Genomic DNA, 24,302 nt, shown 5'->3' on the forward strand with positions numbered 1-24,302 from the left:
TCGTCCCAAATCGCCCCCCTCTTGGGGAGCCCGATCACCGGGTCGACTCGACGCCAAAATCACCTTGACCGGATGACGCTTCCTCGTAGAATCGAATGAAACAGACGTTTGAAACACTCGTTTCAAGCCGTGGTGATCTCGATGTCGACGATGGATACGACGAAAGCCAGGCTGATTGAGGCCGCTGGGCGGGAGTTCGCCGCCAAGGGGTTCGACCAGGCGCGGATCCGGACGATCTGCGATGCGGCCGCGGCGAATCTGGCCGCTGTGAACTACCACTTCGGCGACAAGGAGCAGCTTTACCGGGCGGTCTTGCTGGAGGCCTACCGGCGTCGTAGCACGGTGATCACGCCTCAGATCGGCGAGGGCCTGCCGGCGGAGAGGCTACGGGCTTTCATTCGTTTCTTCTTCGACCAGGTCGTGGCGGGAGCGGATGAAGACACCTGGCAGTCTCAGCTCATCATGCGAGAGCTGTTTCACCCGAGCACGGCTCTGGACCACGTCGTCCGGGAATGGATCCAGCCTCGCTTCAACCTCCTGAAGTCGATCATGCGCGAGATCCGCCCAGGGGTCGATGAGGACCGGCTCAACGCCCTCTGCTTCAGCGTGGTCGGCCAGTGCCTGATGTACCGAATGACCCGCGAGGTCAGTGGAAGATTGATTGGGCCGGAGAACCTGAAACGGCTGGGCCATGCGTATCTCGCCGACCACGTGACGGAGTTCACGCTCGCCGCGCTGGGGTTGGGGCCTCCGGTTGCACTCGATTCCACCCCCGAGTCTTGAGGAACGGACCATGTCCTGGATCGCGATCAAGATGCTCGTGGGCGACCGGGCCAAGTTCCTGGGGATCGTCATCGGCCTGACCTTCGCCGCGGCGCTCATCACTCAGCAGGGGTCGATTTTCTGCGGCCTGATGCTCCGCACCTGCGCCATCATCACCGACGTCACGGGAGCCGACCTTTGGGTCATGGACCCAGGCGTCCGGTTCGTGGACGATGTCAAGCCGATGCTGGAGAGCAACCTCGACCGCGTCCGAGGCGTCGCGGGCGTGAAGTGGGCGGTCCCGCTCTACAAAGGGACTGCGCGAGCCAAGCTGAACTTCGTTCCCGACGACCTGAAGTCGAAAACCTACGCACCTGAAGTTCTGGCGAAAGAGAAGCAGGCTGAGGCGAAGTCGGCGGCTCCGTCGAACGTCTTCACCAAGATCCTCGACGTCTTCGCGCCGGCGTCCGGCGACTTCTCCACACCTCCACCGCGATGGTACGACCCGACCGAGGTCAATGTGGTCGAGTCGGTCAACCTGATCGGCGTCGACGACTCCTCGATGGTCGGCGCTCCCCCGCATGGGACGATGGTCGGGCCGGGGCCGAAGGGGAAGATGTGGGTGGGCTCGCTGGAAGACCTGCGGCGGCCGGACTCAATCATCGTCGATCGCGTCGGCCTCCGGAAGCTCTTCCCCGGCTGTCATCTGGAAGACCCGTTCGACGACCCGACGGAAACCGAGCAGGCGTACGTCGAGCGGCTCCGAGCCTTCATCCGGTCCGCTCCCGAAATCGAGATGAACGACCACAGGGCGGTGATCGTCGGCGTCTGCGAGGCGACGCGCACGTTTACGTCGAACCCGGTCGTTTACACGCTCTACAGTCGGGCGAAGCGATTCATGCCGATGGAGCGGAAGATGCTCACGTTCATCCTGGCCCAGGCGGGCGAGGACACGAACGGTCAGAAGCTCGCGCCGGCCGTCGTCGCCGAACGCATCCGCAGCCGGACAGGTCTGGGAGCCTGGAGCAGTCAGGCCTTCATGTACCGAACGATCAAGTATTACCTGATCTATACCGGTATTCCGATCAACTTCGGCATCACCGTGTTCCTCGGCTTCCTGGTCGGAACGGCGATCGCCGGTCAGACGTTCTACAACTTCACGATTGAGAATATCAAGCAGTTCGGGTCGCTGAAGGCGATGGGGGCGTCCAACGGTCGGATCGTGGGAATGATCCTCCTCCAGGCGGCCGTGGCGGGGACGCTTGGCTACGGGCTGGGCGTGGGACTCTCCTCGCTGTTCGGCTTCAAGACGCTGGACAGGTGGGGCAATCCGACAGAACTCGCCTATTTCACGCCGTGGCAGCTACTGCCGGTGACGGCCGCGGCGATCGTCTTCATCTGCGTCCTCGCGAGCCTGGTGAGCGTCCAGCGGGTCGTCCGCCTGGAGCCGGCCGTCGTCTTCCGGAGCTGATCGCATGTCCGTGGCAACGGAGACTTCGACCGAACTGAAAACGCAAGACGCCTCGATCGCCGTACGAATCCGCGGCCTGCGCAAGCATTTCGGGACCGGCGACCAGCAGGTCAAGGCGCTCGACGACGTCGACCTCGACCTGGAGGCCGGGAAGATGTCGTTGATCGTCGGGCCCTCGGGCTGCGGCAAGACGACCTTGCTTTCGGTCGTCGCGGGCATCCTCAACGCGGACGCGGGCGAGGTGTCGATCTTCGGCGAGGTCATCACCCGGATGGGCGACCGCGCCAAGACGCGATTCCGCGCCCGGGCGATCGGGTTCGTCTTCCAGCAGTACAACCTTCTGCCGGCGCTCACGGCCGCGGAGAACGCGGCGATTCCCCTGGTGATCGCCGGTTGGCGGAAGGCGCCCGCCGTCGCCAAGGCGGCCGAGGTGCTGACGTCGATCGGAATGGGAAAACGGATCAACAGCCTGCCGTCCCAGCTTTCGGGCGGCCAGATGCAGCGTGTGGCGATCGCGCGGGCGCTCGTCCACGATCCCGAGCTTCTGGTCTGCGACGAGCCTACCGCGGCACTCGACCACGAGACGGGTCTGACCGTGATGGGTCTGCTCAAGGAGTCGGCCGTGCGGCCCGACCGGGCCGTGGTGGTGGTCACGCACGACAACCGCGTCTTCCAGTTCGGCGACCGCATCGCCCACATGGACGACGGCCGCGTGATGAAGGTCGAGGATCGCGACCCGGAACATCCCGGCGCTGGAACGGTCAACCATTAACGACGAGTCGAACATGTTCATTCGATACGTTCTGCCGATCCTCGCCGTGCTGGGCGTCGCGCTCGCGGTCAAAAGCGTCCTCCCGTACAACGTCAGCCTTGAGTCGGGCCGACCTGTGCTCAAGAGCAAGACGCCCCCTCCCGCGACTCCCCTCTTACCTCCCCCAGAACGACCAAGCCGTTTCGCGGAGAGCATTCACGGCATGGGGCTCGTGGAATCCCAGCGTGAGAACATTCCCATCGGGACCGCGGTCCCTGGTCTGGTGATGGAAGTCTTCGTCGACGGCCGGCCCGGATACGATCCTCCGCACAAGTGGGTGGGCGACCGCGTCGCCCAGGGCGAGCCGCTCTTTCGGATCGACGGCCGGGATCTGGACGCCGAGCTGAAGTCGCGCGAGGCGACGCTCGCCGCCGCCGAGGCTCAGTTGCACCGTCTGGAAAATATGCCCCGCGTCGAGGACGTCCCCATCGCCCGAGCGGCCGTCGACGAGGCCGACGCGCGGCTGCTTGACGCTGAGGCCGCATACTCCCGCGACTCCAACCTCTATCAGCGGAACATGCTCTCGGCCAGCGACTACGACAAGACTCGCTTCACGAAGCTCGCCGCCAAGGCGGCCCTCGAAAAGGCCAAGGCCGACCTGGAGAAGCTGGAAGCCGGAGCCTGGAAGGAAGATATCGAGGTCCAGCGCGCCGCGGTGCTCCAGGCGCGAAGCATGGTTGAAAGCACCCGAATCATGATCGAGCGCCTGGTCGTCCGCGCGCCGGTGGCCGGCGAGGTGCTCCAGGTCAACGTGCGGCCGGGGCAGATCGCGACCCTCACGTGGAAGGAGCCGATGATCGTGCTCGGCGAAGTCGACCGCCTGCACGTCCGGGTCGACATCGACGAGAACGACCTCCCACGGTTCAAGCAGGGAGTTCCGGCTGTCGCGACGATGAAGGGAAAAACCGAGCCCGAATTCCCTCTGAAGTACGTCCGCATCGAGCCCTACGTGATCCCGAAGAAGTCGCTGACCGGCGACAACTCTGAGCGCGTCGACACCCGCGTCCTCCAGGTGATTTACGCCCTCCCCGAGAACCCGCCGGCGAAGATCTACGTCGGGCAGCAGATGGACGTTTTCCTGGATCTTGGGCCGAATTCCTGAGCTTACTCCGCCGATTTGGGGAGCTTTGCGGTCACGATACGGAACTTGACTGTGGCGGTTAGCTCGGTCTTCTTGTCGTCGTTCTCGTCCCGGAGGATCACGTCGTACTCGTAATCGCCCGGCGGCAGTCCCTTGAGGGCGAACGTGTTGCTCAGGTAGACCGAGCGCGGGGGCTTTTTGGCGACCCCCTCGTATTCGAGGATGTCGTCCTTCCTCCGGAGCACCTTCTTCGACCCGGCAGCACGGATCTGGGCGTCCTCGGTGAATCTGGCGGCGAACTGATCTCCCTTGGGGACGACTTTGTAATCGCGTGGGCGGAAGTAAACGAGGAGCTTCTCGTCGGCCGTCAGTTCAGCGTTCGGCAGTTCCTCGTAGTTCTCGAAACCGTCGATCCGTGAACAGACGACGGGCTGTTCGATGCGGAGCTTCGGTCCGGCGTCGTCGGACTTCTTGGCGTCCTGCGCTCCCGTTGTCGAGGCCGTTAGTACAAGACCGAGCGCTGTGACGAGGGATCGGCGAACGAGCATCCAGGACATCTCGGCCTCCGAATTACGAACGAGGATCAGACCGCCCCGGCCGGCTCTTGAACGAGCCGGCCGAGGCGTGGAATCTGAGGATCATGTCACCAGATGCGGACGCGATCCTGCGGCGGCAGCCAGAGCTTATCCCCTTCCTTCACGTCGAAGGCCGAGTAGAAGGCGGGGAGGTTGCGGAGAACGCCGTTGCAGCGGAACTCGGCCGGGGAGTGCGGGTCGACGGTCAGCCGGCGTGACAGCTCGGCGTCGCGGATCTTGCCGCGCCAGGCTTGCGCCCAGCCGATGAAGAACCGCTGGTCGCCGGTGAGGCCGTCGATCACCGGGGCCTCCTTGCCGTTCAGCGACATCTTGTACGCCTGGTAGGCGATCGTCAGGCCGCCGAGGTCGCCGATGTTCTCGCCGATCGTCAGCGCGCCGTTGACCTTCTGACCCGGCAGTTGAGCCGGCTCGAAGCCGTTGTACTGCTCGATGAGCTTCTGCGAACGGGCGTCGAATTCCTTGCGGTCGGCGTCGGTCCACCAGTTGACCATGTTGCCGTCGCCGTCGGACTTGGAGCCCTGGTCGTCGAATCCGTGGCCGATCTCATGGCCGATGACGGCCCCGATGGCCCCGTAATTCACGGCGTCGTCCGCCGCCAGGTCGAAGAACGGGGGCTGGAGGATGGCCGCGGGGAAGACGATCTCGTTGAGACTGGAGTTGTAATAGGCGTTGACCGTGTGAGGCGTCATTCCCCATTCGGTCCGGTCGATCGGCTTGCCGAGCTTGGAGAAGTCACGGTCGTTCTCGAATGCGGCGGCCCGTCGGATGTTCCCCAGCAGGTCGTCGGGCTTGGTCTCCAACTTCGAGTAATCGCGCCACTTGTCCGGGTAGCCGATCTTGGGGGTGAACTTGGCGAGCTTGTCCAGAGCCTTGGCGCGGGTCTCGGGGCTCATCCAGTCGAGCTTGGAGATGTCCTCGCGATAGGCGGCGATCAGGTTGTCGACCAGTTCCTTCATGCGAGTCTTAGCGGCCGGCGGGAAGTGCCGCTCGACGTAAAGCCGACCGACGGCCTCGCCCATCGCGCCCGAGACCACGCCGACTCCGCGCTTCCAGCGGGGCTCCTGCTCCGGGGTACCGGAAAGAGCCTTCCGGAAGAACGCAAAGTTCTCGTCGACGAACGGCTTGCTGAGGACTGGCGCGGCATCGTGGATCAGGTGCCAGCGCAGCCAGGTCTTCCAATCCTCGATCGGGACTTCGGTTATGAGCGTCGAGGCTGCGGAGAGGAAGTCGGGCTCGGCGATCACGACTTCTTCGAGATTGGGAGCCCCGAGATTCGCGAACCAGGTCTTCCAGTCGACGGCAGGGGCGAGGGTTTCCAGCTCAGCAAAGGACTTCTTGTTGTACGTGAGCGACCGATCGCGACGCTTGACGCGGTCCCAATGGTGCTTGGCGATCTTCGTTTCGAGTTCCAGGACTCGAGCCGCCTGGGCCTCGGCATCCGAGACGCCTGCCAGCTTGAACATCGCGGCGACGTGGGCGATGAACTTGTCGCGGACCTCCTGGTACTTCGGGTCGCGATAGTAGGACTCGTCGGGGAGACTGATACCCCCCTGCCCCATGTACGTGACGTACTGGTCGGACTTCTTCGCATCGACGCTCACCCCAGCGCCGAAGAGGCCGCCCGCCCCCTCCCGCTGCAGCGTTCCGAGCAACGCGACCAGGCCGGCCTTATCCGTCAGGACGTCGACCTTCGCCAGGTCGTCGGCGATCGGCTTGACGCCCAGGGCCTCAACACGGGCCTCGTCCATGAAGCTCTTGTAGAGGTCGCCGACCTTGCGTGCCTCGGAGCCGGCCGGGGCGTCGGTTCGCTGCGACTCTTCCACGATGGTGCGGATGGCGGCGTCGCTCTCGTCGATCAGCTTGTCGAAGGTCCCCCAGCGCGACTTGTCGGGCGGGATCTCGGTCTTCTGGATCCACGAGCCGTTGATGTACCGAAAGAAGTCGTCCTGAGGACGGACGGCCTTGTCTAAGCCGGACTTGTCGACTCCCGACCGGACCGGCGAGGCGTCGTCGGCGTGGGCGACGGGGGCGACGACGGCCGATGCGAGAATGAGTGCGAGGCGGAATCCTCTCGGATGGGTCACTCGTTGGTCCTTCCTTGATGATGTTCGAAATGCGAGACGCCCGGGCCGGGCGAGACCGGCGCCGGGCGCTAGGCCTGGCATTCCAGGTTCGGGGATGTCGCCTCCGAAATCAAGTCGGGTCGCGACCGGTCACTTCCCCTTGGGATCGAGATTGGCCTTCAACTCCTCGGCCGAAACGCTCGAAGCAACGCCTTCCGAGGGAACGTCCATGCCGGCCGTCCAGACGATCGCGTTGAGAGCCAGCTTGCGGAAGTTGGGGTCCCCCCAGTTGACGTGGGCGTGTCCTCCGGTGAACCCGAATCCTCGGCCGCCGTCGGGACGCTCGACGGCCCAGGCGAGAACCTCGGGTCGCCCCTTGGCTTCCTGGATGTGCTTGTAGGGGCCTGCCGGCGAGGTGCGGGGCGTGTCGCGCGTGGCGTCGTCAGGCTTGGCGACGAGGATGGGGGTCACGCCCTTCATTTCGGGGCGGAATCGGATGTTGTAATACCATTCGTCGACCACGCCGAACGGCTGGACGCCCCGGGTGATCGCGTGTTCGGGAAGGCTTTCGATGGCGGCCTTCCAGTGAGGGTTGGTGGAGAAGCCGGTCTCGTAGTAGCCGCCGATCCAGTCCTGAAACTTCGCGCCGGGCTCTCCCTTGGGGACCTCGACGGCGTAATGCATGAAGCCCAGGCCGACGCCCTTGTCGGCGAGCTTCTGAAGCTTGGCGAGATGATCGCCCTGGATGGCAGGATGGTTGCCGCCGCCGTCCATGAAGAAGATGAGGGCCTTGGCGCCGTCGAAGACGGATTCATCCTTGGGCCAGCCGCCGGCGACGACCACGGGCTCGACGCCCGGGACGCCCGCGAGGCACTTGGCCAGCAGTTTGCAGCCGGCGTTGAACTCATGCTGACCGGGGCCGTGGCTGGGCCGGCCGGCGAGCAGGACGATTTTCGTGGGCTCCGCGGCTGCGACGGTCGCGGCCGAGGCCGCGAGAATCAGGGCGGCGAGCCCGGAGAGTCGGAATCGGGTCATGGGGTCGTCCTCGGCTGGGATCGTCGGTGAAAAAAACGGGCGGGGCGTCGCGAGGGTCGCTCGCAAAGCCCCGCCCCTGAGCGGCGGTCGTCACGCGGTTCGGGGCGGCCGGGACCGCGCGGCGGCTCGGATCAGATCAGCTCGGTGACGCCCGGACGCGGGAATTCGGGCTCGGACATCGCGCCCTTCATGTCCAGGTTCTTGGGGAACGTATCGAGCTTGGAGTTGAGGGCCTGCTCCCACTCGACGCGCTGGCCGGTGTAAGCCGACATCCGACCCATGATCGCCGTCAGCGTGCTCTCGGCGACCTGACGCAGCTCGTTGATCGGCTGGCCGGAGACGATGCTTTCCAGCAGGTGCGTGTGTTCGTGAACGTAGGCGTTGCCGTCCTGGATGCGGAGGCGTTCCTTGTTGGAGCCGCTGAAGCGGTAGCCGCCGCTGCGGAACTGCCCCTTGCTGCCGACGATCGTCTCGGAAACGTTGGCGGCGGTGTTGGGGATCTGACGGCACATCGACATGACGTGAACGTCGTTGGGGTACTCGTAGTCGACCGCGAAGTGGTCGTAGCTCTGGCCGTTCTCGGGGCCGACGACGTTCTGGCGGCCGCCCATGCCGACGCAGGCGACCGGGTGCGCGCCGATGGCCCAGTTGGCGACGTCCAGGTTGTGGACGTGCTGCTCGACGATGTGGTCGCCGCAGAGCCAGACGAAGTGGTACCAGTTGCGGACCTGGTACTCGGTGTCGCTCCATTCGGGCTTGCGCTTGCGGGCCCAGATGGCGCCCTGGTTCCAGTAGACCTGACCGCCGACGACGTCGCCGATGACGCCGTCGTGGATCCGCTTCATGCTCTCAATGTAGCCCGGCTGGTGCCGACGCTGGGTGCCGGCGACGACCGACAGTTTCTTGGCCTTGGCTTCCTCGGCGGCGGCGAGCACCTTGCGGATGCCGGTGCCGTCGACGGCGACCGGCTTCTCGGTGAAGAGGTGCTTGCCGGCCTTGATGACGGCCTCGATGTGACCGGGGCGGAAGCCCGGCGGGGTCGCCAGGATCACCAGGTCGCAGCACTCGATGACCTTCTGGTAGCCGTCGAAGCCGACGAAGCAGCGCTCGTCGGCGACGTCGAACTTCTCCTTCGAGGTCGGGTCGTTGCGAAGCCGCTCGCGACAGTTCTTGAGGTTGTCCTCAAAAGCGTCGGCCATCGCGTGAAGCTTGATGTTGTATGTGGTGCCGGCGGCTTCGCAGATGTTGTCCGCCGCGCCGCTGCCGCGGCCGCCGCAACCCACGAGGCCGACCTTGATCACGTCGTTGCCGCGAGCGTGGGCGTTGCCCAGGAGTCCGAGACCGGCGAAGGCCGCGGACGAGGTCTGCAGGAAAGTTCGTCGATTGGGACCGGTCATGATTCAGCGACTCCCGGGGAAAGAGGAGGGCGGGACGGCGCGGGCCTCACGCGGCCGGCGGGCGTCGCCGCCCCGGACTAGCGATCAGCGACATCAAAGCGATCTAAACTCCAAAACACGAACGAGAAGGCAAACCTCAGCGGGTCCCCTTCCCCTTAACGACGAGCGACTTGATTCCCTTGAGGGACTCCTGCTCGTTCAGCGGGCGGATGACGCGGAAGCCAATAAAATGGGCGTCCGTGTGCCACCAGATGCTCTGCGGACGTTGCGGATCCTGCACGCTCCACTCAAGGTCGGACCCGCGACGGGCGGCGCTGCGGAGCTTCTCCGCATCGTCGTCCCACGAGCCGCCCCGGGCGACGTACGGGTATTCCTTGGCGGTGGGCGCCGCGAACGGCTCCAGCGTGACCTTGTCGCCCGCGAACTGCTTGTAGAAGTCGGGGACGTAGTGGTCCAGGCACCACTCAGCGACGTTGCCGTGGATGTCGTAGAGACCCCACGGGCTGGGCTTCTTCTTGCCGACCGGCTGGGGCTTCTCGGCGTTCTCAACGTACCAGGCGTACTCCTCAAGCCCCTCCGGGTCGTCCCCGAAGAAGTAGGCCGTCTTGGCGCCGGCGCGGCAGGCGTACTCCCACTCGGCCTCAGTCGGGAGGCGGTAGGTCAGGCCAGTCTTCTCGGAAAGCCACCGGCAGTATTCCATGGCCGAGTGGTGGGTGATGCAGATCGCGGGCTGACCGCGGTGGCCGTAGCCGAAGGTCATGTCGGCGTAAGGCGGGGTCGGCCGGGTGACGGCGTCGGCCTTCATCTCGGTATCAACCTGGCTCTTGAGGTCCACCCCCTCGCGCTGCTTCTTCTTGAGGTCCAGCGAGAAGCAGAAGAGGTCGTATTCGTCCCAGGTGACCTCTCGGGCGCCCATCCAGAAGGGGGCGATGGCGACCTTGTGCTGAGGCCCTTCGTCGTCGCCGCGCTTCGCCTCGGTGTTGGGGCTCCCCATGACGAACTCGCCGCCCGGGATGGGAACCAGGTCGAACTTCACGTCGACGCCGGGGATGGCCTGGGTGTAGGCCTTCATTTCGGCTTCAGTCTTCACAACGGGCGCCTGGCCCGCGGCCGACCCGGCATAGGCCAGGGCGACGGCGAGCGCCAGGCCGAAGGCGGAGGCGGCGCGGGGGGCATGCGTCGAGCGGCTCACTTTGATAGGCTCCAACAGGTCTAGGTCCGACCGAGAGGCGCGCTCGGACGGCGAAGAAGATCGTCAAGGGGGGATACCGTGGCTCCATCACCCATGAGCGTTCGCCTGAGCGCTTTGGTCCTGATTTCGATGTTCGTCGGCACCGGAACGGCGGGCGAGCCCATGCGTTTCGAGTTCGTCGAGACGCACATGGGGAGCTCGTTCAGAATTCTCTTATACTCCACGGATGAAGCCGCCGCCAGAAGCGCGTCCCGCGCCGCCTTCGATCGGATCGCTCGACTCGATACGGTCCTCAGTGATTACGACGTCGACAGCGAACTTTCGCGTCTCAGCGCGGCCGCCGGCGGCCCGGCGACGCGGGTTGGGCCGGAACTCCTCGATGTTCTGACGAAATTTCGATACTGGTACGAAAAGACCGAGGGACGGCTCGATCCGACGATCGCGCCGGTGGGTCGGCTTTGGAGGCGGGCGCGACGAGAGCGGATTCTCCCCGCCCCGGACAAGATCGCCGAGGCCCTCCCTCTGGTCGGCATGGATAAGTTGGTCATCGATCAGGCGGCCGAAACCGTCCAGCTCAAGAAACCGGGGATGAAGCTGGACGTCGGCGGCATCGCCAAGGGGTATGCCTCGCAAGCCGCGATCGACGTGCTGCGAGCCCGGGGGATCGACCGGGCTCTCGTCGCGGGTGCAGGCGACATCGTCGTCTCAGGGCCGCCGCCGGGGTCCGAAGGATGGACGATCGGCGTCGCCAGCCTTGAGCCGTCGAAGACCCCTCCGGACATCTACCTTTCGTTGAAGGACTGCGCCGTCTCGACCTCGGGCGACGCCGAACGGTTCGTGGTCATCGACGGCCGCCGATATTCCCACATCATCGATCCGAAGACCGGCCGGGCGATCGAGGATCGAGCGAGCGTCACGGTCGTCGCCCCTGACGGCACGACCGCGGACGTTCTGGAAACGACGGCCTACATGATGGGCCCCGAGAAGGGGCTGGCCTTCATCGATTCGATCTCCGGCGCAGCGGGTGTCTTCACCCGCGAAACGCCGGAGGGGATCAAGCGGTTCGAGTCCGCCCGGTTCAAGGATGTTCCCCGGGCGCAGCCTCAACCCGCTCCTTGAGCAGGTCGCGGATCTGTTCAAGGAGCATCTGGTCCTTCGTGAGCGGAGGAGTTGGGCTCGCCTCTTCTTCCCTGCGATTGCGCGTCAACCACCCCAAAAACTTAACGACGAAGAAGAACAGGGCCGCCGCGACAATCAGGAAATTCACAACCTCGGCCAGAAAGTGGCCGTAAGGAATGGACTTCCCGTGGATGGTCCACGCCCAGTTCTGATACCCCTGATTGGCCGGCAAGACGACGCTCAGCAAGGGCATGATGATGCTCTTCACGAGCGAGTCGACGATCTTCCCGAACGCTGTTCCGATCACCACGCCCACGGCCAGATCGACGACGTTGCCCTTGAATGCGAACTTCTTGAACTGTTCGAGGAGCGACCAGGCCTCTTTTGTAGGGTCGAAGTTCCTGTTCTCCATGTCGGCGCCTCCGGGTTGAGGATTCCAATATCCTCTCACCTTCGTGCAGACGACATGCCGGCCGGCGTTCTCGGGGCTCCGACCGGTGCTGGACTTGCCTCGGGAAAGGGGGAGGCTTCCGATCTCGGGAGACCGGCCCGATTACTTCCGTTTGTCGATGGGAACGTAATCGTGCTCGTTGGGGCCGGTGTAGATCTGCCGGGGGCGGGCGATGCGGGCCTTCGGATCGTCGGCCTGCTCCTTCCACTGGGCGATCCAACCGGGCATGCGGCCGATGGCGAAGATGACCGTGAACATATCGGTCGGGATGCCCATCGCCCGCATGATGATGCCGCTGTAGAAGTCGACGTTCGGGTACAGCTTGCGGTCGACGAAGTAAGTATCCTTGAGCGCCATCTCTTCGAGCTGGCGGGCGACGTCGAGCAGCGGGTCCTTGACGCCAAGCTGGCTGAGAACCTTGTCGGCGGCCTGCTTGAGGATCCGGGCGCGGGGGTCGAAGTTCTTGTAGACGCGGTGGCCGAAGCCCATCAGGCGGAAGCCGCTGGTGTGGTCCTTCGCCATCTTGATGGCGTCGGCCGCGCTGATGCCTCCCTTGTGGATCTTTTCGAGCATCTCCAGGACGGCCATGTTGGCGCCGCCGTGGAGCGGGCCCCAGAGAGCCCCCACGGCCGCAGCGCAGGACGCGTAGATGTTGGCCTGGCTGGAGCCGACGATCCGGACCGTCGACGTCGAGCAGTTCTGCTCGTGGTCGGCGTGGAGCAGCAGGATCAAATTGAGCGCGTCGACGACCTCGGGCGAGGCGATGTGCTGCTCGTAGGGCATCGAGAACATCATGTGGAGGAAGTTCGCGACGTACGGCAGCTTGAAGTCGGGATAGATGAAGGGGAGGCCCATCGACCGGCGGTAGGAGTAGGCCGCGATCGTCCGAACCTTGCTGATGAGCTGGGCGGCGTCCTCCATGAAGCGCTCTTCGGGGCTCTCTTCCTCGACGCCTGGGCGGGGGAAGCAGGCGATCGTGTTGACCATCGCCGAGAGGATGGCCATCGGCGGGGCGTCGACGAGGAAGCCTTCGAAGTGGTGCTTGAACGCCTCGTGGAGGGGGGCGTTGCGGACGAGTCGCTCGCGGAAGTCGTCAAGCTCGGCCTGGTCGGGAAGCCTGCCGAAGATGAGGAGCCAGGCCACCTCGACGAACGTCGAACTCTTGGCAAGCTGCTCGATCGGGATGCCGCGATAGCGGAGGATTCCCTTCTCGCCGTCGATGAAGGTGATCGCGCTGGTGCAAGCCCCCGTATTGCCGTAACCAGGGTCCAGGGTGATCAGGCCGGTGGAGGATCGCAGCTTGGCGACGTCCAGGCCCAGTTCCCCCTCAGTCCCCTCGACGACCGGCAGATCGATCGACTTGTCTTCGAACGTCAACTTCGCAGTCCGCGCCATCACCTGAACTCCCCACGCGGCCGCGTCCGAGAAGGGGCGGGCCGGCCTTCAAGAATACCGTCGTCGATAGATCGTCGATCTTCAGTATTCTACACGCGGTTTCGGCCCTGGGAAATGCTCCGCCGCCGCTGGTTCTTCCCCCGGCTCCGACCCGTTCGGCGGGTTTGAAGAAACCACCGATGATGGTCGTTTTGATCCGCGTCGATCGCTCTTTACAATCCGGATTCATCCGTGCAGAATGGCGATTTGCTCAGGCGGATGCGGAGCGACAAAGAGGTTGGGGGCCGTGCCGTGTATGAAGATGCGATCCAGAAAGCCGACGTCCTGATCGCGGCCCTCGGTTACATGCGCAAGTTTCACGGTCGGTTCACGGTGGTTAAGGTCGGCGGCTCGGTGATGGAGAATCCCGAGTCACTTCGCGCCCTTCTCGTCGATGTCGTGTTCATGCAGACAGTGGGCATGCGGCCGGTCGTGGTGCACGGCGGCGGCAAGGCCATCACGGTCGCCATGGAGAAGGCCGGACTCACCCCTCGCTGGGTGAAGGGACGTCGTTACACCGACGACTCCACCCTGGAGATCGTCGCGCGCGTCCTCGCCGAGGAGATCAACGCCGACATCGAGCGGCATATCAACAAGTTCGGCGGTCGCGCTTCGGGGTTGCATCACAAGACCCACCAGTGCCTGTACGGCCGCCGCCTGATGATGCCCGCCGACGACGGCGTCCCAACCGATCTGGGCCGCGTCGGCGAGGTGACCGAAGTCGACGTGCCGCCGATCGAGAACCTCTGCCTGGCCGGAGTCGTCCCCGTACTCCCGTCGCTGGCCGAGGACGAGGACGAGGAAGGCAAGCTGCTGAACGTCAACGCCGACACAGCCGCCGCGGCCGTCGCCCAGGCGCTTCGTGCCGACAAGCTCGTCTTCCTCACCGACACTCCGGGAATTCTTCGGGACCGCAACGATCCTTCCAGCCTGATCGGTGGTCTGAACCCGGACGAGTGCCGCGAGTTGATCCAGCAGGGCGTCATCGACAAGGGGATGATCCCAAAGGTCGAAGCCTGCCTGCACAGCCTTGAGGCGGGCGTCCGCAAGACGCACATCATTGACGGTCGGCTGAGGCACTCGCTGCTGCTGGAGATCTTCACCGAGAGCGGCGTCGGCACCGAGATCGCGCAGGACGAGCATATCGACCGCGCCAATCCCCAGGGCCGGAGGCCGGTCCTGGTCCGCTGACCCGTTCGCGAGACCGCCGCAGCCTTCCCCGATCGACCCGACTTCGCCCGCACGAGAGCGAGGAGAGGCGGCCCCATCGCCGCCCGACCTCTCCCGGAGTCCAATCCCTTGGCAAATGACACGACCGCCGCCCCGTCTTCGCAGGAGATCATCGCGGAGTTCGACCGTTACGTGGTGCCGAACTACCGCCGATACCCGGTCGCTCTCGTCCGCGGCGAGAATTCCTGGATCTGGGACGCGGAAGGCCATCGCTATCTCGACTTCTTCCCCGGCTGGGGCTGCAACTTGCTGGGGCATTGCCCGCCGCGCGTCGTCGAGGCCGTCCGCGATCAGGTCGGCCGCCTGATCCACGTCCCGAACACCTGGTACATGGAAGCTCAGGGCAAGTTCGCCGAGGCTCTTTCCGAGCGCAGCTTCGGCGGCCAGGCCTTCTTCTGCAACAGCGGCGCAGAGGCCAACGAGGCCGCCATCAAGTTGGCCAGGGCCTGGGGACACCCCCGCGGGAAGTACAAGATCGTCACGATGGAAGGGGGCTTTCACGGCCGGACCTTCGCCGCGCTGACGGCCACCGCCCAGCCGAAATACCACGAAGGCTTCGAGCCCATGGTGCCGGGCTTCGTCTACACGAAGTACGACGACCTCGAGGCCGTGACCGCCGCCATCGACGGCCAGACGGCCGCCGTCATGCTGGAGCCGATCCAGGGCGAAGGGGGCGTCAAGATCCCCTCCCCCGAGTTCCTCCCAGCTCTCCGCAAGCTCTGCGACGATCGCGGCGTGCTGCTGATCCTGGACGAGGTCCAGACGGGCATGGGTCGAACGGGGACCTGGTTCGCCTATCAGCACTTCGGCATCACCCCCGACGTCCTCACTTGCGCCAAGGCCCTGGCGGGTGGAATCGCCGCAGGCGTGATGCTCGCTCGGACGGAGGTCGCGGCGGTCCTCAAGCCGGGGATGCACGCCTCGACGTTCGGCGGCAATCCGATCGCCTGTCGCGCGGGCCTCGCCACGATGGAGACCATCGAGGACGAAGGCCTGCTCGAACGGGGAACCGAGATCGGAGAGCGGTTCCGCAAGCACTTCGAGGCCTTCCGCCGCGAGATGCCCGACAAGATCAGCGACATCCGAATCCAGGGCGTGATGATCGGCCTCGACCTGACGTTCGACGCGACGAAGATCGTGTCTGAATGCCTCTCCCAGCGGTTGCTCATCAACGCGACCCACGGACACGTTGTCCGGCTGCTGCCGGCCCTGACCATCAGCGACGAACAGATCGACCAGGGCTGCGCGATCCTGGCCGACGTCTTGCGGGAGGCCAAGCCCTGAAAAGCTCCAAGAAACAGGCGCCGAAGCCCCCCGGGGTCGTGAACCGTCGCAACGGCGCGGCCCCGTCCGCGGACGGCAGCCCTCGCCTTCAACACTTTCTCGACCTCCGCGGGCTCGACCCAGAATCCGCCCGTCGCCTGCTCGACCGCGCCTCCGAACTGAAGGACGGCCGCCTCGGACCGGGTTGGACTCCTCCCCTTCAGGGACGGAGCCTCGGCCTCGTGTTCGAGAAGCCCTCGCTGCGTACTCGCGTGAGCTTCGAGACGGCCTTCACCCGGCTGGGTGGGAACTCGATCTTCCTGCGCGGCAAGGACGTCGGCATGGGCGTCCGCGAGAGCGTGGCCGACTTCGCCCGCGTCATCAGCCAGTACGTGGACGCTCTGGCGGTCCGCACCTTCGCGCACTCGACCCTCGAAGAGCTGGCCGAGTACGCCACGATCCCCGTCGTCAACGCCCTCTCCGACGACGCCCACCCGTGCCAGGCCATGGCCGACATGCTCACCCTCCTTGAGTTGAAGGGGAAGCTGGAAGGCGTCCGACTGGCCTTCATCGGCGACGGCAACAACGTGGCGATGTCATTGGCTGAGGCCGCCGCGCTGCTGGGCGTGGAGTTCGTCCTGGCCTGTCCTGAAAACTACAAGTACCCCGATTCATTTCGATCGGTGTACTCCAAACGCTTCCCCGACGTCCCCCTGCTCGTGACTCACGACCCCCGTGAGGCCGCCGAAGGCGCCGACGCTCTCTATTCCGACGTCTGGGCCAGCATGGGGCAGGAATCCGAGGCCGACCAGCGGCGCGAGATCTTCGCCCCCTTCCAGGTCGACGAGGAGTTGATGGCGGCCGCTCACCCCGACGCCGTCTTCCTTCACTGTCTGCCGGCCCACCGCGGCGAAGAGGTGACCTCGGGCGTGCTCGACGGCCCTCAGAGCCACGTCTTCCAGCAGGCCGCGAACCGGATGTACTTCCAGATGGCGCTGCTCGAATGGTTGGTGCAGGACCGTTCGGCCCAGGATCGCCTCAACTTCTGAATCGACGGAGCCTCGCCATGCCGCGCCGAGACGGCCGAAACGACAACGACCTTCGGCCGGTGACGATCGCGCCGGGCTTCGCGACCAACGCCGCGGGGAGCGTCCTCTACACTTGCGGCGGCACGACCGTGCTCGTCACGGCGCAGGTCGCTGAGGGAGTTCCCCCCTTCCTCGAAGGCAAGGGCGTCGGCTGGCTGACGGCTGAGTACGCGATGCTGCCGGGGAGCACGCCGACGCGGATCTCGCGCCGCACCGACGGCCGCGCCACGGAGATTCAGCGTCTGATCGGCCGGAGCCTCCGCGCGATCGTCGACCGCCAGGCCCTCGGCCCGTGGACGGTCAACGTGGACTGCGACGTCGTGAACGCCGACGGCGGCACCCGCACGGCAGCCATCACCGGGGCCTACGTGGCCGTCGCGCTGGGGCTTCGCAAGCGGTTCGGCGTCGAGAAGGCGTCCGAGATCCTCAAGGATTCGGTGGCCGCCGTCAGCGTCGGGATCGTCGACGGCCGTCCCCTGCTCGACCTGGACTACTCCGAAGACTCGAAGGCCGAGGTCGACTCGAACGTCGTCCGGCTCGGCTCCGGCGGGTTGGTCGAAGTCCAGGGGACCGGCGAGGGGGGCGTCTTCTCGCGTTCCCAGCTCGATCAACTCCTCGATCTGGCCGAGGCCGGCATCGACCGCCTTGGCGCGATCCAGCGGGAAGTCCTCGAACGGGCCTGAACGCAGATCGAATTCGCCCGCTGATCGCTCTGGGCGTTGCTCGGTCTTTCTGCTAAAGTCCCGCGCGTGTCACGCCGGGGCCGTCATGAGGACGCGCCCTCGCGCGGGGACCTGTTCGAAACAAAAACCGTGTGAAGACGTAGCGACGGGCGAGCCGCAAGGCCGACGCTCGTCGAGTCCGCCGATGATCCGACAAGGAAGGGGATCGTCCATGAAGAAGCCTCTCGCCGCGATGGCACTCCTGGGAGCCCTGGCGGGCGGGCCCGCCTGGGGACAGTACATCCCTGACAAGCCGGTCGAACAGATTCCGGACCTGACGCCGGCCGACCAGCTCAAAAATCCGACCATGGCCCTGCCCGACGACCCGATCGAGCCCTACCTTCTCACGAAGGACAACGGCCCGTTCATGGTCATGGCCAAGACCTTCCGTGGGCCCGAATCCGATCGGTTGGCCCTGGCGCTGGCGAAGGAACTGCGGTCGGAGTACAACCTCCCGGCCTACGTCCTCCGCAAGAAGGACTGGCCCGGCGGCAGCAACATCCGAGGGATCCCGCCGCAGGCCGACCCCCAGGTCGCCCAGGCGAGGATCGCCGATCCCGAGAAGATCCGAACCTATGACGAGGCGACCGTCCTCGTCGGCGACGAGAAGACCCAGAAAGGGGCCGATGCCCTTCTTCACCAGGTGAAGAAGCTCAGCCCTAAATGCCTGGAGCACGTCTCCAGCATGATCCCCTGGCGCAAGGGTCTCAGCAACGCGATCCGAACGACCAACCCTTACGCCGCCGCTCAGAACCTCTATCCCTCCAAGACGGACCGCCTCGTCGTGGAGATGAATTCGGGCCAGGGAAGCATCGCCGAGTGCCCGGGTCGATTCACGATCCAGGTCGCCGAGTTCAGCGGTCGATCGACCTTCAACGAGAAGGATCCGGCCTTCCAGGGGATCTTGAACCTCCGGAAGAGCCCGCTGATCACCGCCGCCAGCGACGCTGAGAAGATGGCCAACGTCCTCCGCAACGACAAGGACGTGGCCAAGCTCGGACAGCCGATCTACGTCTATCACGATCGGACCTCCAGCCGCGTCTACGTCGGCGCCTTCCAGGACACGAACGATCCGCGGATCGTCGCCACTCGCGAAGGGCTCCTGAAGCTGGCGATGCCGTTGATGGACGGCAAGTCGCGATCGAAGACCCTCGACACGATGATCGCCCCGGCCGCGATGCTGACCGACATCACGGGGATCAAGAAGACTCTCCAGAAGTGATTTGAGCGGGAGAGGTCCTGCCGGCCTCTTCCCGCGCCGCCCAGCCGTGGCGACAATGAATCGCCGCCCCTCCTCGCGACGGGCGGCGATTTCGTTTTCAGACGACTGCAGGGATCAAGGCCCACCATGAGCAGCCCCATCCGCCTCGTCCTCGGCTCGCGGAACCGCAAGAAGTGCCAGGAGATGGCCGAACTCATCGCCCCTCCCTGGGAACGTCGGCCGTGGATGGACCTCATCGCCGTGGAGTCGATCGCCGCCTATCCCGACGTTCCGGACGTCGTCGAGGACGCCGACACCTTCGCCGGCAACGCCCGCAAGAAGGCGTCGGAGACGGCCAGGGCGCTGGGCGTCTGGGCGCTGGCCGACGACTCCGGGCTGGCCGTCGACGCGCTGGGAGGAGCGCCCGGAGTCTACTCGGCTCGGTACGCGGGTGAGCCCTGCGACGACGCCGCGAACTGCAGCAAGCTGTTTGAAGCCCTGAGCCATGTCCCCGACGACCGCCGGGGCGCGGCCTTCCGTTGCGTCCTGGCGCTGGCCGACCCCGAGGGGAACATCCGGCTTGAGGCTGAGGGGAGCGTTCGCGGCCGGATCATCCGCGAGATCCGCGGCGTGGGCGGATTCGGGTACGACCCGATGTTCCTGATCCCCGAATACCACAAGACGTTCGGCGAGCTTTCGGCTCTCGTGAAACACCAGTTGAGCCATCGGGCGCGGGCGTTCTCCCATCTCAGGCCAGGCCTGGAGAAGCTCGTCAGCGAGGCGGCTCGCTGACGCCGACCCATTCGAACGACCCAACAATGAGCACGCAAATCGATTCGCTCCGTACTGAGCGGCTGATCCTGCGCACCTGGCGAGACGCCGACCTGGAGCCGTTCTCCAGCCTGAACGCCGACCCGGCGGTGATGGAGTTCATGCCGCACCCGCTGGCTCGGCGTGAGAGCGACGATTTCGCGGCCCGCTGCCGCGCGCACTTCGCCGAGCACGGCTTTGGCCGATGGGCCGTCGAGATCCCCGGAGTCGCCCCGTTCATCGGCTTCGTGGGGCTCTCGAAAGTGTTCTTCGACGCCCCGTTCACCCCCTGCATCGAGGTCGCCTGGCGACTGGGTCGGGACTACTGGGGAAAGGGCTACGCCACTGAAGCCGCAAGAGCCTCGCTTCAGGACGGTTTTGGGCGGCTGGGCTTGGAGGAGGTGTGCTCCTTCACGGTTCCTGCGAACTCTCGGTCGAGAGCCGTGATGGAACGCCTTGGCATGACGAGAAACCCCGACGAGGACTTCGATCATCCGCTCCTCGCGCCGGGGCATCCGCTGCGTCGACATGTGCTCTATCGAATCCGCAGTTCGGCCTGAGCAGCCAACCAATGCGAAAACGCCCCCCGATGGTTTCCCACCGGGGGGCGTTCGCCGATCAGGGAGCGCCGAAAGGTCGACCTGAATCGGAGGGCTGGTTTGTTGCCGGAGGTCCGACCGCCGGGCTCAATGGAAGAGGCCGAAGCCCTTCTTGGCGAAGAACGGGTGCTTGGCGTCGCAGGCGTCGCAGGCCGGCAGGGTCGTGGTCGGCAGGTAGGTCGCCTGGGGCGAAGCCACCACGCTCTGCGAGGAGGGGAGAACCGCCGGCTCGCAGTACGAGACGACGGGGACCTTCACGCAGACCTCGACGGGAACCTGCTTGCAGACGGTCTTCGGCACGCAGACGTTCTTGACTTCGGTCACCTGCTTGCAGACGGTCACCGGGCAGTGGACGACCTTGGTGTCGACGACCTGACGGCAGGTCGTGTACGGCACCTGGCGAGTGCAGACCACCTGCTGCGTTTCGCAGACGGTGACCGGCACGCACTTCGTCCGCTGTTCGGTCACGGTCTCGCAGATGGTCTGGGGAACCTGCTTGACGCACTGTTCCTGAACCATCCGGCAGGTGGTCACCGGAACCTGGCAGCTGCGGGTCTCAGCGACCATCCGGCAGGTGGTCACCGGAACCTGACGGGAGCAGGTTTCCGTGACGACGCGGCAGGTGGTGTAGGGGACGCGCTTCACGCAGGTCTGGGGGACCATCTTGGTGATCGTGCACGGAACCTGCTTGGACCGGGTTTCGCGGACCATGCGGGTGTAGGTGTACGGCACCTGCTTGGTGAGCCGTTCGGGGACGTACGTCGTGACCTGGTAGGGGTCCTGACGATACTCGGTCTTCGCGCACATCTTGGTCACGCTGACCGGGACGCAGCGGGTCCGGGTCTGGGGGACCATCGAGCAGACCGTGTAGGGGACGGTCTTCGTGCAGGTTTCCTGGACGGTCTTGCAAACCGTGACGGGGACCTGCTTGACGACCTCCTGCGGGACGTACTCGCAGACGGTGTACGGGACCTGCTTCGTCTGGACTTCCTGGACGGTCTTGCAGACCGTGACGGGGACCTGCTTGACGACCTCTTCAGAGACCATCTGGCAGGTGGTCACGGGAATCTGCTCGGTGACGGTGGTCGGCACCTTCTTGCAGATGGTCACCGGGACCTGCTTGGTCACGGCCTGCGACTCGTACACGGTGCACTCGACGTTCTCGACGACCGTGCGGGGGCAGTAGACCGTCTTCTGGCACCAGGTGCCCGGCGTCTCGACCAGGCAGCCGTTGACGCAGACCTGCTTGCCGGGGACGTAGTACGACTGCACGACCGGTTCGCAGACCGTCTTGCTGACCTGCTTGACGACCGTCCGGGGGACGCAGACCGTCTCGCAGACGTCCTTCATGACGGTCTCGGTGACAGTCTGGCAGACCGTCTTGCAGACCGTCTTCATCGTGGTCGTCTGGACCGGCTTGCAGACGGTGTAGCGGCACTCCTTCATGACCGTCTCGCGGACGGGCTTGCAGACGGTGTAGGAGCAGGTCTTGTATTCCGTCCGCTGGACGGGGACCTGAACCGTGTACCGGCACTCCTTCATCACCGTTTCCTTCACCGGACGGCTGACCGTGTAGGCGACCTGCTTGTAGGCGGTCTGCTTCACGGGGACCATCTCAGTGTAGGGCTGCGACTGCATGACGGTCGTCTGGACCGGCACCTGAACCGTGTACGGCACGGTGCGGTAGCAGGTCTTCTGGACCGGCCTGCTGACGGTGTAGCAGACCGTCTTGTAGGCGGTCTCCTGCACCGGGGTGCAGATGACCTCGGGGACGGTCTTGAAGATCGTCTCCTGGACCGGCCTGCAGACGGTGTAGGTCACGTCCTTGTAGGCCGTCTCACGGATCTGACGATTGACGTTGTAGTACTGGGTCTGGAACGACGTCTCGCGAACGGGACGCTGGACCGTGTAGGTCTTCGTCTCGTAGTGAGTCTCGCGAACCGGTCGGCTGACCGTGTACGCCACGTCTTTCCAAACGGTCCGCGTCACGGGGCGCTGGACGGTGTAGTTCACCGTCTGGTTCACCGTGCGATAGACCGGCTTGTTGACCGTGTAAGACTCTTCGCGGACGTGGTTCTCGACCACGTTGCGGACCGTCTGGATCGTCTTGGGCTGCAAGACGGTCTCACTGACGTTCCGAACGCAGGGGACCTGCTGCGTTTCGTAGACAGTCTCCTGAACGTTCTTCAGGACCGTCTGACGCTGCAGCTGGTACTGGACATGCCCCCCGCAATCCTGAGGGGCCGGACAGCAGCGCGCAGACGCGCCGCCGCCGTAACTGGCCTGGGCCGGGTGCGCGGCAAACCCCAGTCCCAATCCTAGGACCGTCAGGGCGAGCCACGGAAGTTTTCTCGACATCGGACGCTCCACGGTACACTCCCGCCTGACATCGGCGCTCATACGGCCTTCGGGTCCGAGACTCCGCCTCAAGACCCTGGACCGCCAACCACTCTTACTGTTCGACTCACCTCCACTCCCCCCTTCAGGAAGTTTGCCCAAATCCCCCATCAACCCAAATTGCCCAAAACGCACTCTGCTTACAAACGTTGCCCAGAGAACGCACCCATCGCAATTTCCCCGCAACTTTTCGGGATCGGTAGAACCGGCAAACCCGTATGGGTCTACCCCTCCGGTGCAACCGAGCCGAATTCGAGTTAAGACGCCCCGGTGGTCGTGAACCTTGGCGGAGTGGGTCGAGTCGGGGTATTTTCGAGTGACGTGGGGCGGGGTCGCCCCCGCGTCCAGTCAGTCCGAATCCGAGGTCGAGGCTCATGGGTGAAGCGTCGTCGGTCATCGTTCCCCGAGGTTTCCGCGCATCGGCACTGAAGGCCGGGATCAAGCCGTCGGGGGGGCTCGACCTGGCGCTGCTGGCGGCCGACGTCCCCTGCTCCGCGGCCGGCACGTTCACGACCAACCGAGTCTGCGCCGCTCCCGTGCGATGGTGCCGTCAAATCATTCCGACGGACTCAGCGCGGGCTATCGTCGTCAATGCCGGCAACGCCAACGCGGCGACGGGAGCCCAGGGCGAGGCCAACGTCCGCCGCACCGCCGAGACCGCGGCCGAGTTGATCGGCTGCGATCCGAATCAGGTGCTCGTCGCTTCGACCGGCGTGATCGGCCATCAGCTTCCGATGGACCGACTCGAATCCGGACTCCGCGCGGCAGCCCCAGCGCTGTCCTCCAGCCCAGATTCGTTCCTCACGGCCGCGCAGGCGATTCTGACGACCGACACGCGGATCAAGGTCGTCTCAGAAACGCGAGGGGACTGGTCGCTCTTCGGCATGGCGAAGGGGGCGGCGATGATCGGGCCGCGGATGGCGACGATGCTCGCCTTCCTGACGACCGACGCCCGGATCAGCCAGTCGTCGCTCCAGTCGATCCTTTCCGAGGCCGTCGAGGAGAGCTTCAACTGCCTTTCGGTCGAGGGGCACACCAGCACCAACGACACAGTTCTTCTGCTGGCTTCGGGCCTCGCGCCGGGCGACGAGTTGAAAGGACACGCCCTCGACGTCTTCGAGAAGACCCTTCATGAATCCTGCCAGACGCTCGCTCAGGCGATGGCCGCCGACGGCGAAGGGTCGACCCACTTCATCACGATCGACGTCGAGGGCTGTACCGACCGCGAGGAGGCCCGGACCCTCGCGCGAGCCGTCGCAGACAGTCCGCTCGTCAAAACCGCGATCCACGGCGCCGACCCCAACTGGGGGCGGATCGTCTCGGCCGCCGGGTATGCGGGGATTCCCTTCGAGGAGACCGAGCTGTCCCTCTGGATCAATAACGTTTGCGTCTATGAGAAGGGGACGCCGACCGCCTTCAACGCCTCGGCCCTCTCCGCAAACCTCCGCGCCAATCGAGACGTCCACCTCCGTCTGCTCTTCGCCCGAGGCGGATCCTCGATCCGATTCTGGACGTGCGACCTGACCGCGGAGTACGTCCACCTCAACGCCGACTACACGACCTGAACCACGAGATCGGCG

The 24,302-nt window shown here is 65.1% G+C and carries 21 protein-coding genes; 13 read left to right on the forward strand and 8 right to left on the reverse strand.

Annotated elements, in window-relative coordinates:
- Positions 1-150: 150 nt before the first annotated feature.
- The 4 genes from G5C50_RS04505 to G5C50_RS04520 are packed head-to-tail and all read left to right on the forward strand — an operon-like array spanning position 151 to position 4,146.
- Positions 151-783, forward strand: a complete 633-nt coding sequence (locus G5C50_RS04505; protein WP_165065554.1) for a CerR family C-terminal domain-containing protein — start codon at positions 151-153, stop codon at positions 781-783.
- 10 nt (positions 784-793) lie between these two features.
- The gene (locus tag G5C50_RS04510) at positions 794-2,233 is read left to right on the forward strand and encodes an ABC transporter permease (RefSeq protein ID WP_240906956.1); all 1,440 of its coding nucleotides are present in this window, start codon (positions 794-796) and stop codon (positions 2,231-2,233) included.
- A 4-nt stretch (positions 2,234-2,237) separates the two neighbouring features.
- Positions 2,238-3,005 carry an ABC transporter ATP-binding protein gene (locus tag G5C50_RS04515; RefSeq protein ID WP_165065557.1) on the forward strand — a complete coding sequence of 256 codons (768 nt, stop codon included), beginning with the start codon at positions 2,238-2,240 and terminating at the stop codon, positions 3,003-3,005.
- Between the two features lie 13 nt (positions 3,006-3,018).
- Positions 3,019-4,146: an HlyD family secretion protein gene (locus G5C50_RS04520; protein ID WP_165065560.1), complete on the forward strand. Its 1,128-nt coding sequence runs from the start codon at positions 3,019-3,021 to the stop codon at positions 4,144-4,146.
- Between the two features lie 2 nt (positions 4,147-4,148).
- On the opposite strand, the gene G5C50_RS04525 is transcribed toward G5C50_RS04520, so the two are convergent.
- From G5C50_RS04525 to G5C50_RS04545, 5 genes are all read right to left on the reverse strand, one after another.
- Positions 4,149-4,682 carry a hypothetical protein gene (locus G5C50_RS04525; RefSeq protein WP_165065563.1) on the reverse strand — a complete coding sequence of 178 codons (534 nt, stop codon included), beginning with the start codon at positions 4,680-4,682 and terminating at the stop codon, positions 4,149-4,151.
- Positions 4,683-4,768: 86 nt separating this feature from the next.
- Positions 4,769-6,772 (reverse strand): M13 family metallopeptidase, encoded by a 2,004-nt coding sequence (locus tag G5C50_RS04530; protein ID WP_407673485.1) that lies wholly within the window; start codon positions 6,770-6,772, stop codon positions 4,769-4,771.
- A gap of 162 nt (positions 6,773-6,934) precedes the next feature.
- Complete coding sequence (locus G5C50_RS04535) at positions 6,935-7,819, reverse strand: ThuA domain-containing protein (protein ID WP_165065569.1); 885 nt, start codon at positions 7,817-7,819, stop codon at positions 6,935-6,937.
- 131 nt (positions 7,820-7,950) lie between these two features.
- On the reverse strand, positions 7,951-9,216 hold the full coding sequence (locus G5C50_RS04540; RefSeq protein ID WP_165065572.1) for a Gfo/Idh/MocA family protein: 1,266 nt from the start codon (positions 9,214-9,216) through the stop codon (positions 7,951-7,953).
- A gap of 136 nt (positions 9,217-9,352) precedes the next feature.
- Positions 9,353-10,408: a formylglycine-generating enzyme family protein gene (locus G5C50_RS04545; RefSeq protein ID WP_240906958.1), complete on the reverse strand. Its 1,056-nt coding sequence runs from the start codon at positions 10,406-10,408 to the stop codon at positions 9,353-9,355.
- A 78-nt stretch (positions 10,409-10,486) separates the two neighbouring features.
- Between G5C50_RS04545 and G5C50_RS04550 the strand changes: the two genes are divergently transcribed.
- Entirely contained in the window at positions 10,487-11,527 is a 1,041-nt protein-coding gene (locus G5C50_RS04550) for an FAD:protein FMN transferase (RefSeq protein ID WP_206107578.1), read from the forward strand.
- On the opposite strand, the gene mscL is transcribed toward G5C50_RS04550, so the two are convergent.
- The gene (mscL, locus tag G5C50_RS04555; protein ID WP_165065578.1) at positions 11,487-11,939 is read right to left on the reverse strand and encodes a large conductance mechanosensitive channel protein MscL; all 453 of its coding nucleotides are present in this window, start codon (positions 11,937-11,939) and stop codon (positions 11,487-11,489) included. The two genes, G5C50_RS04550 and mscL, sit on opposite strands and share 41 nt — an antisense overlap.
- Positions 11,940-12,080: 141 nt before the next feature.
- Complete coding sequence (locus tag G5C50_RS04560) at positions 12,081-13,373, reverse strand: citrate synthase (RefSeq protein ID WP_165065581.1); 1,293 nt, start codon at positions 13,371-13,373, stop codon at positions 12,081-12,083.
- A gap of 258 nt (positions 13,374-13,631) precedes the next feature.
- Here G5C50_RS04560 and argB point away from each other — a divergent pair, with 258 nt between their 5' ends.
- The 7 genes from argB (at position 13,632) to G5C50_RS04595 (ending at position 20,286) form a co-directional block, all read left to right on the forward strand.
- Positions 13,632-14,603 carry an acetylglutamate kinase gene (gene argB, locus G5C50_RS04565; protein ID WP_165065735.1) on the forward strand — a complete coding sequence of 324 codons (972 nt, stop codon included), beginning with the start codon at positions 13,632-13,634 and terminating at the stop codon, positions 14,601-14,603.
- A 108-nt stretch (positions 14,604-14,711) separates the two neighbouring features.
- Positions 14,712-15,926, forward strand: a complete 1,215-nt coding sequence (locus tag G5C50_RS04570; protein WP_165065584.1) for an aspartate aminotransferase family protein — start codon at positions 14,712-14,714, stop codon at positions 15,924-15,926.
- A gap of 38 nt (positions 15,927-15,964) precedes the next feature.
- Entirely contained in the window at positions 15,965-16,954 is a 990-nt protein-coding gene (gene argF / locus G5C50_RS04575; RefSeq protein WP_165065587.1) for an ornithine carbamoyltransferase, read from the forward strand.
- A gap of 17 nt (positions 16,955-16,971) precedes the next feature.
- Positions 16,972-17,676, forward strand: coding sequence for a ribonuclease PH (gene rph, locus G5C50_RS04580; RefSeq protein ID WP_165065590.1), 705 nt, complete (start codon positions 16,972-16,974; stop codon positions 17,674-17,676).
- Positions 17,677-17,887: 211 nt separating this feature from the next.
- Positions 17,888-18,937 (forward strand): hypothetical protein, encoded by a 1,050-nt coding sequence (locus G5C50_RS04585; RefSeq protein ID WP_165065593.1) that lies wholly within the window; start codon positions 17,888-17,890, stop codon positions 18,935-18,937.
- Positions 18,938-19,063: 126 nt separating this feature from the next.
- On the forward strand, positions 19,064-19,708 hold the full coding sequence (gene rdgB / locus G5C50_RS04590; RefSeq protein WP_165065596.1) for an RdgB/HAM1 family non-canonical purine NTP pyrophosphatase: 645 nt from the start codon (positions 19,064-19,066) through the stop codon (positions 19,706-19,708).
- A gap of 26 nt (positions 19,709-19,734) precedes the next feature.
- Positions 19,735-20,286 carry a GNAT family N-acetyltransferase gene (locus G5C50_RS04595; RefSeq protein ID WP_165065599.1) on the forward strand — a complete coding sequence of 184 codons (552 nt, stop codon included), beginning with the start codon at positions 19,735-19,737 and terminating at the stop codon, positions 20,284-20,286.
- Between the two features lie 126 nt (positions 20,287-20,412).
- On the opposite strand, the gene G5C50_RS04600 is transcribed toward G5C50_RS04595, so the two are convergent.
- On the reverse strand, positions 20,413-22,683 hold the full coding sequence (locus G5C50_RS04600) for a hypothetical protein (RefSeq protein WP_165065602.1): 2,271 nt from the start codon (positions 22,681-22,683) through the stop codon (positions 20,413-20,415).
- Positions 22,684-23,096: 413 nt separating this feature from the next.
- Here G5C50_RS04600 and argJ point away from each other — a divergent pair, with 413 nt between their 5' ends.
- Entirely contained in the window at positions 23,097-24,287 is a 1,191-nt protein-coding gene (gene argJ, locus G5C50_RS04605) for a bifunctional glutamate N-acetyltransferase/amino-acid acetyltransferase ArgJ (protein WP_165065605.1), read from the forward strand.
- Positions 24,288-24,302: the final 15 nt, after the last annotated feature.

The organism is Paludisphaera rhizosphaerae (genome assembly GCF_011065895.1).
GTDB classification, from domain to species: Bacteria; Planctomycetota; Planctomycetia; order Isosphaerales; family Isosphaeraceae; genus Paludisphaera; species Paludisphaera rhizosphaerae.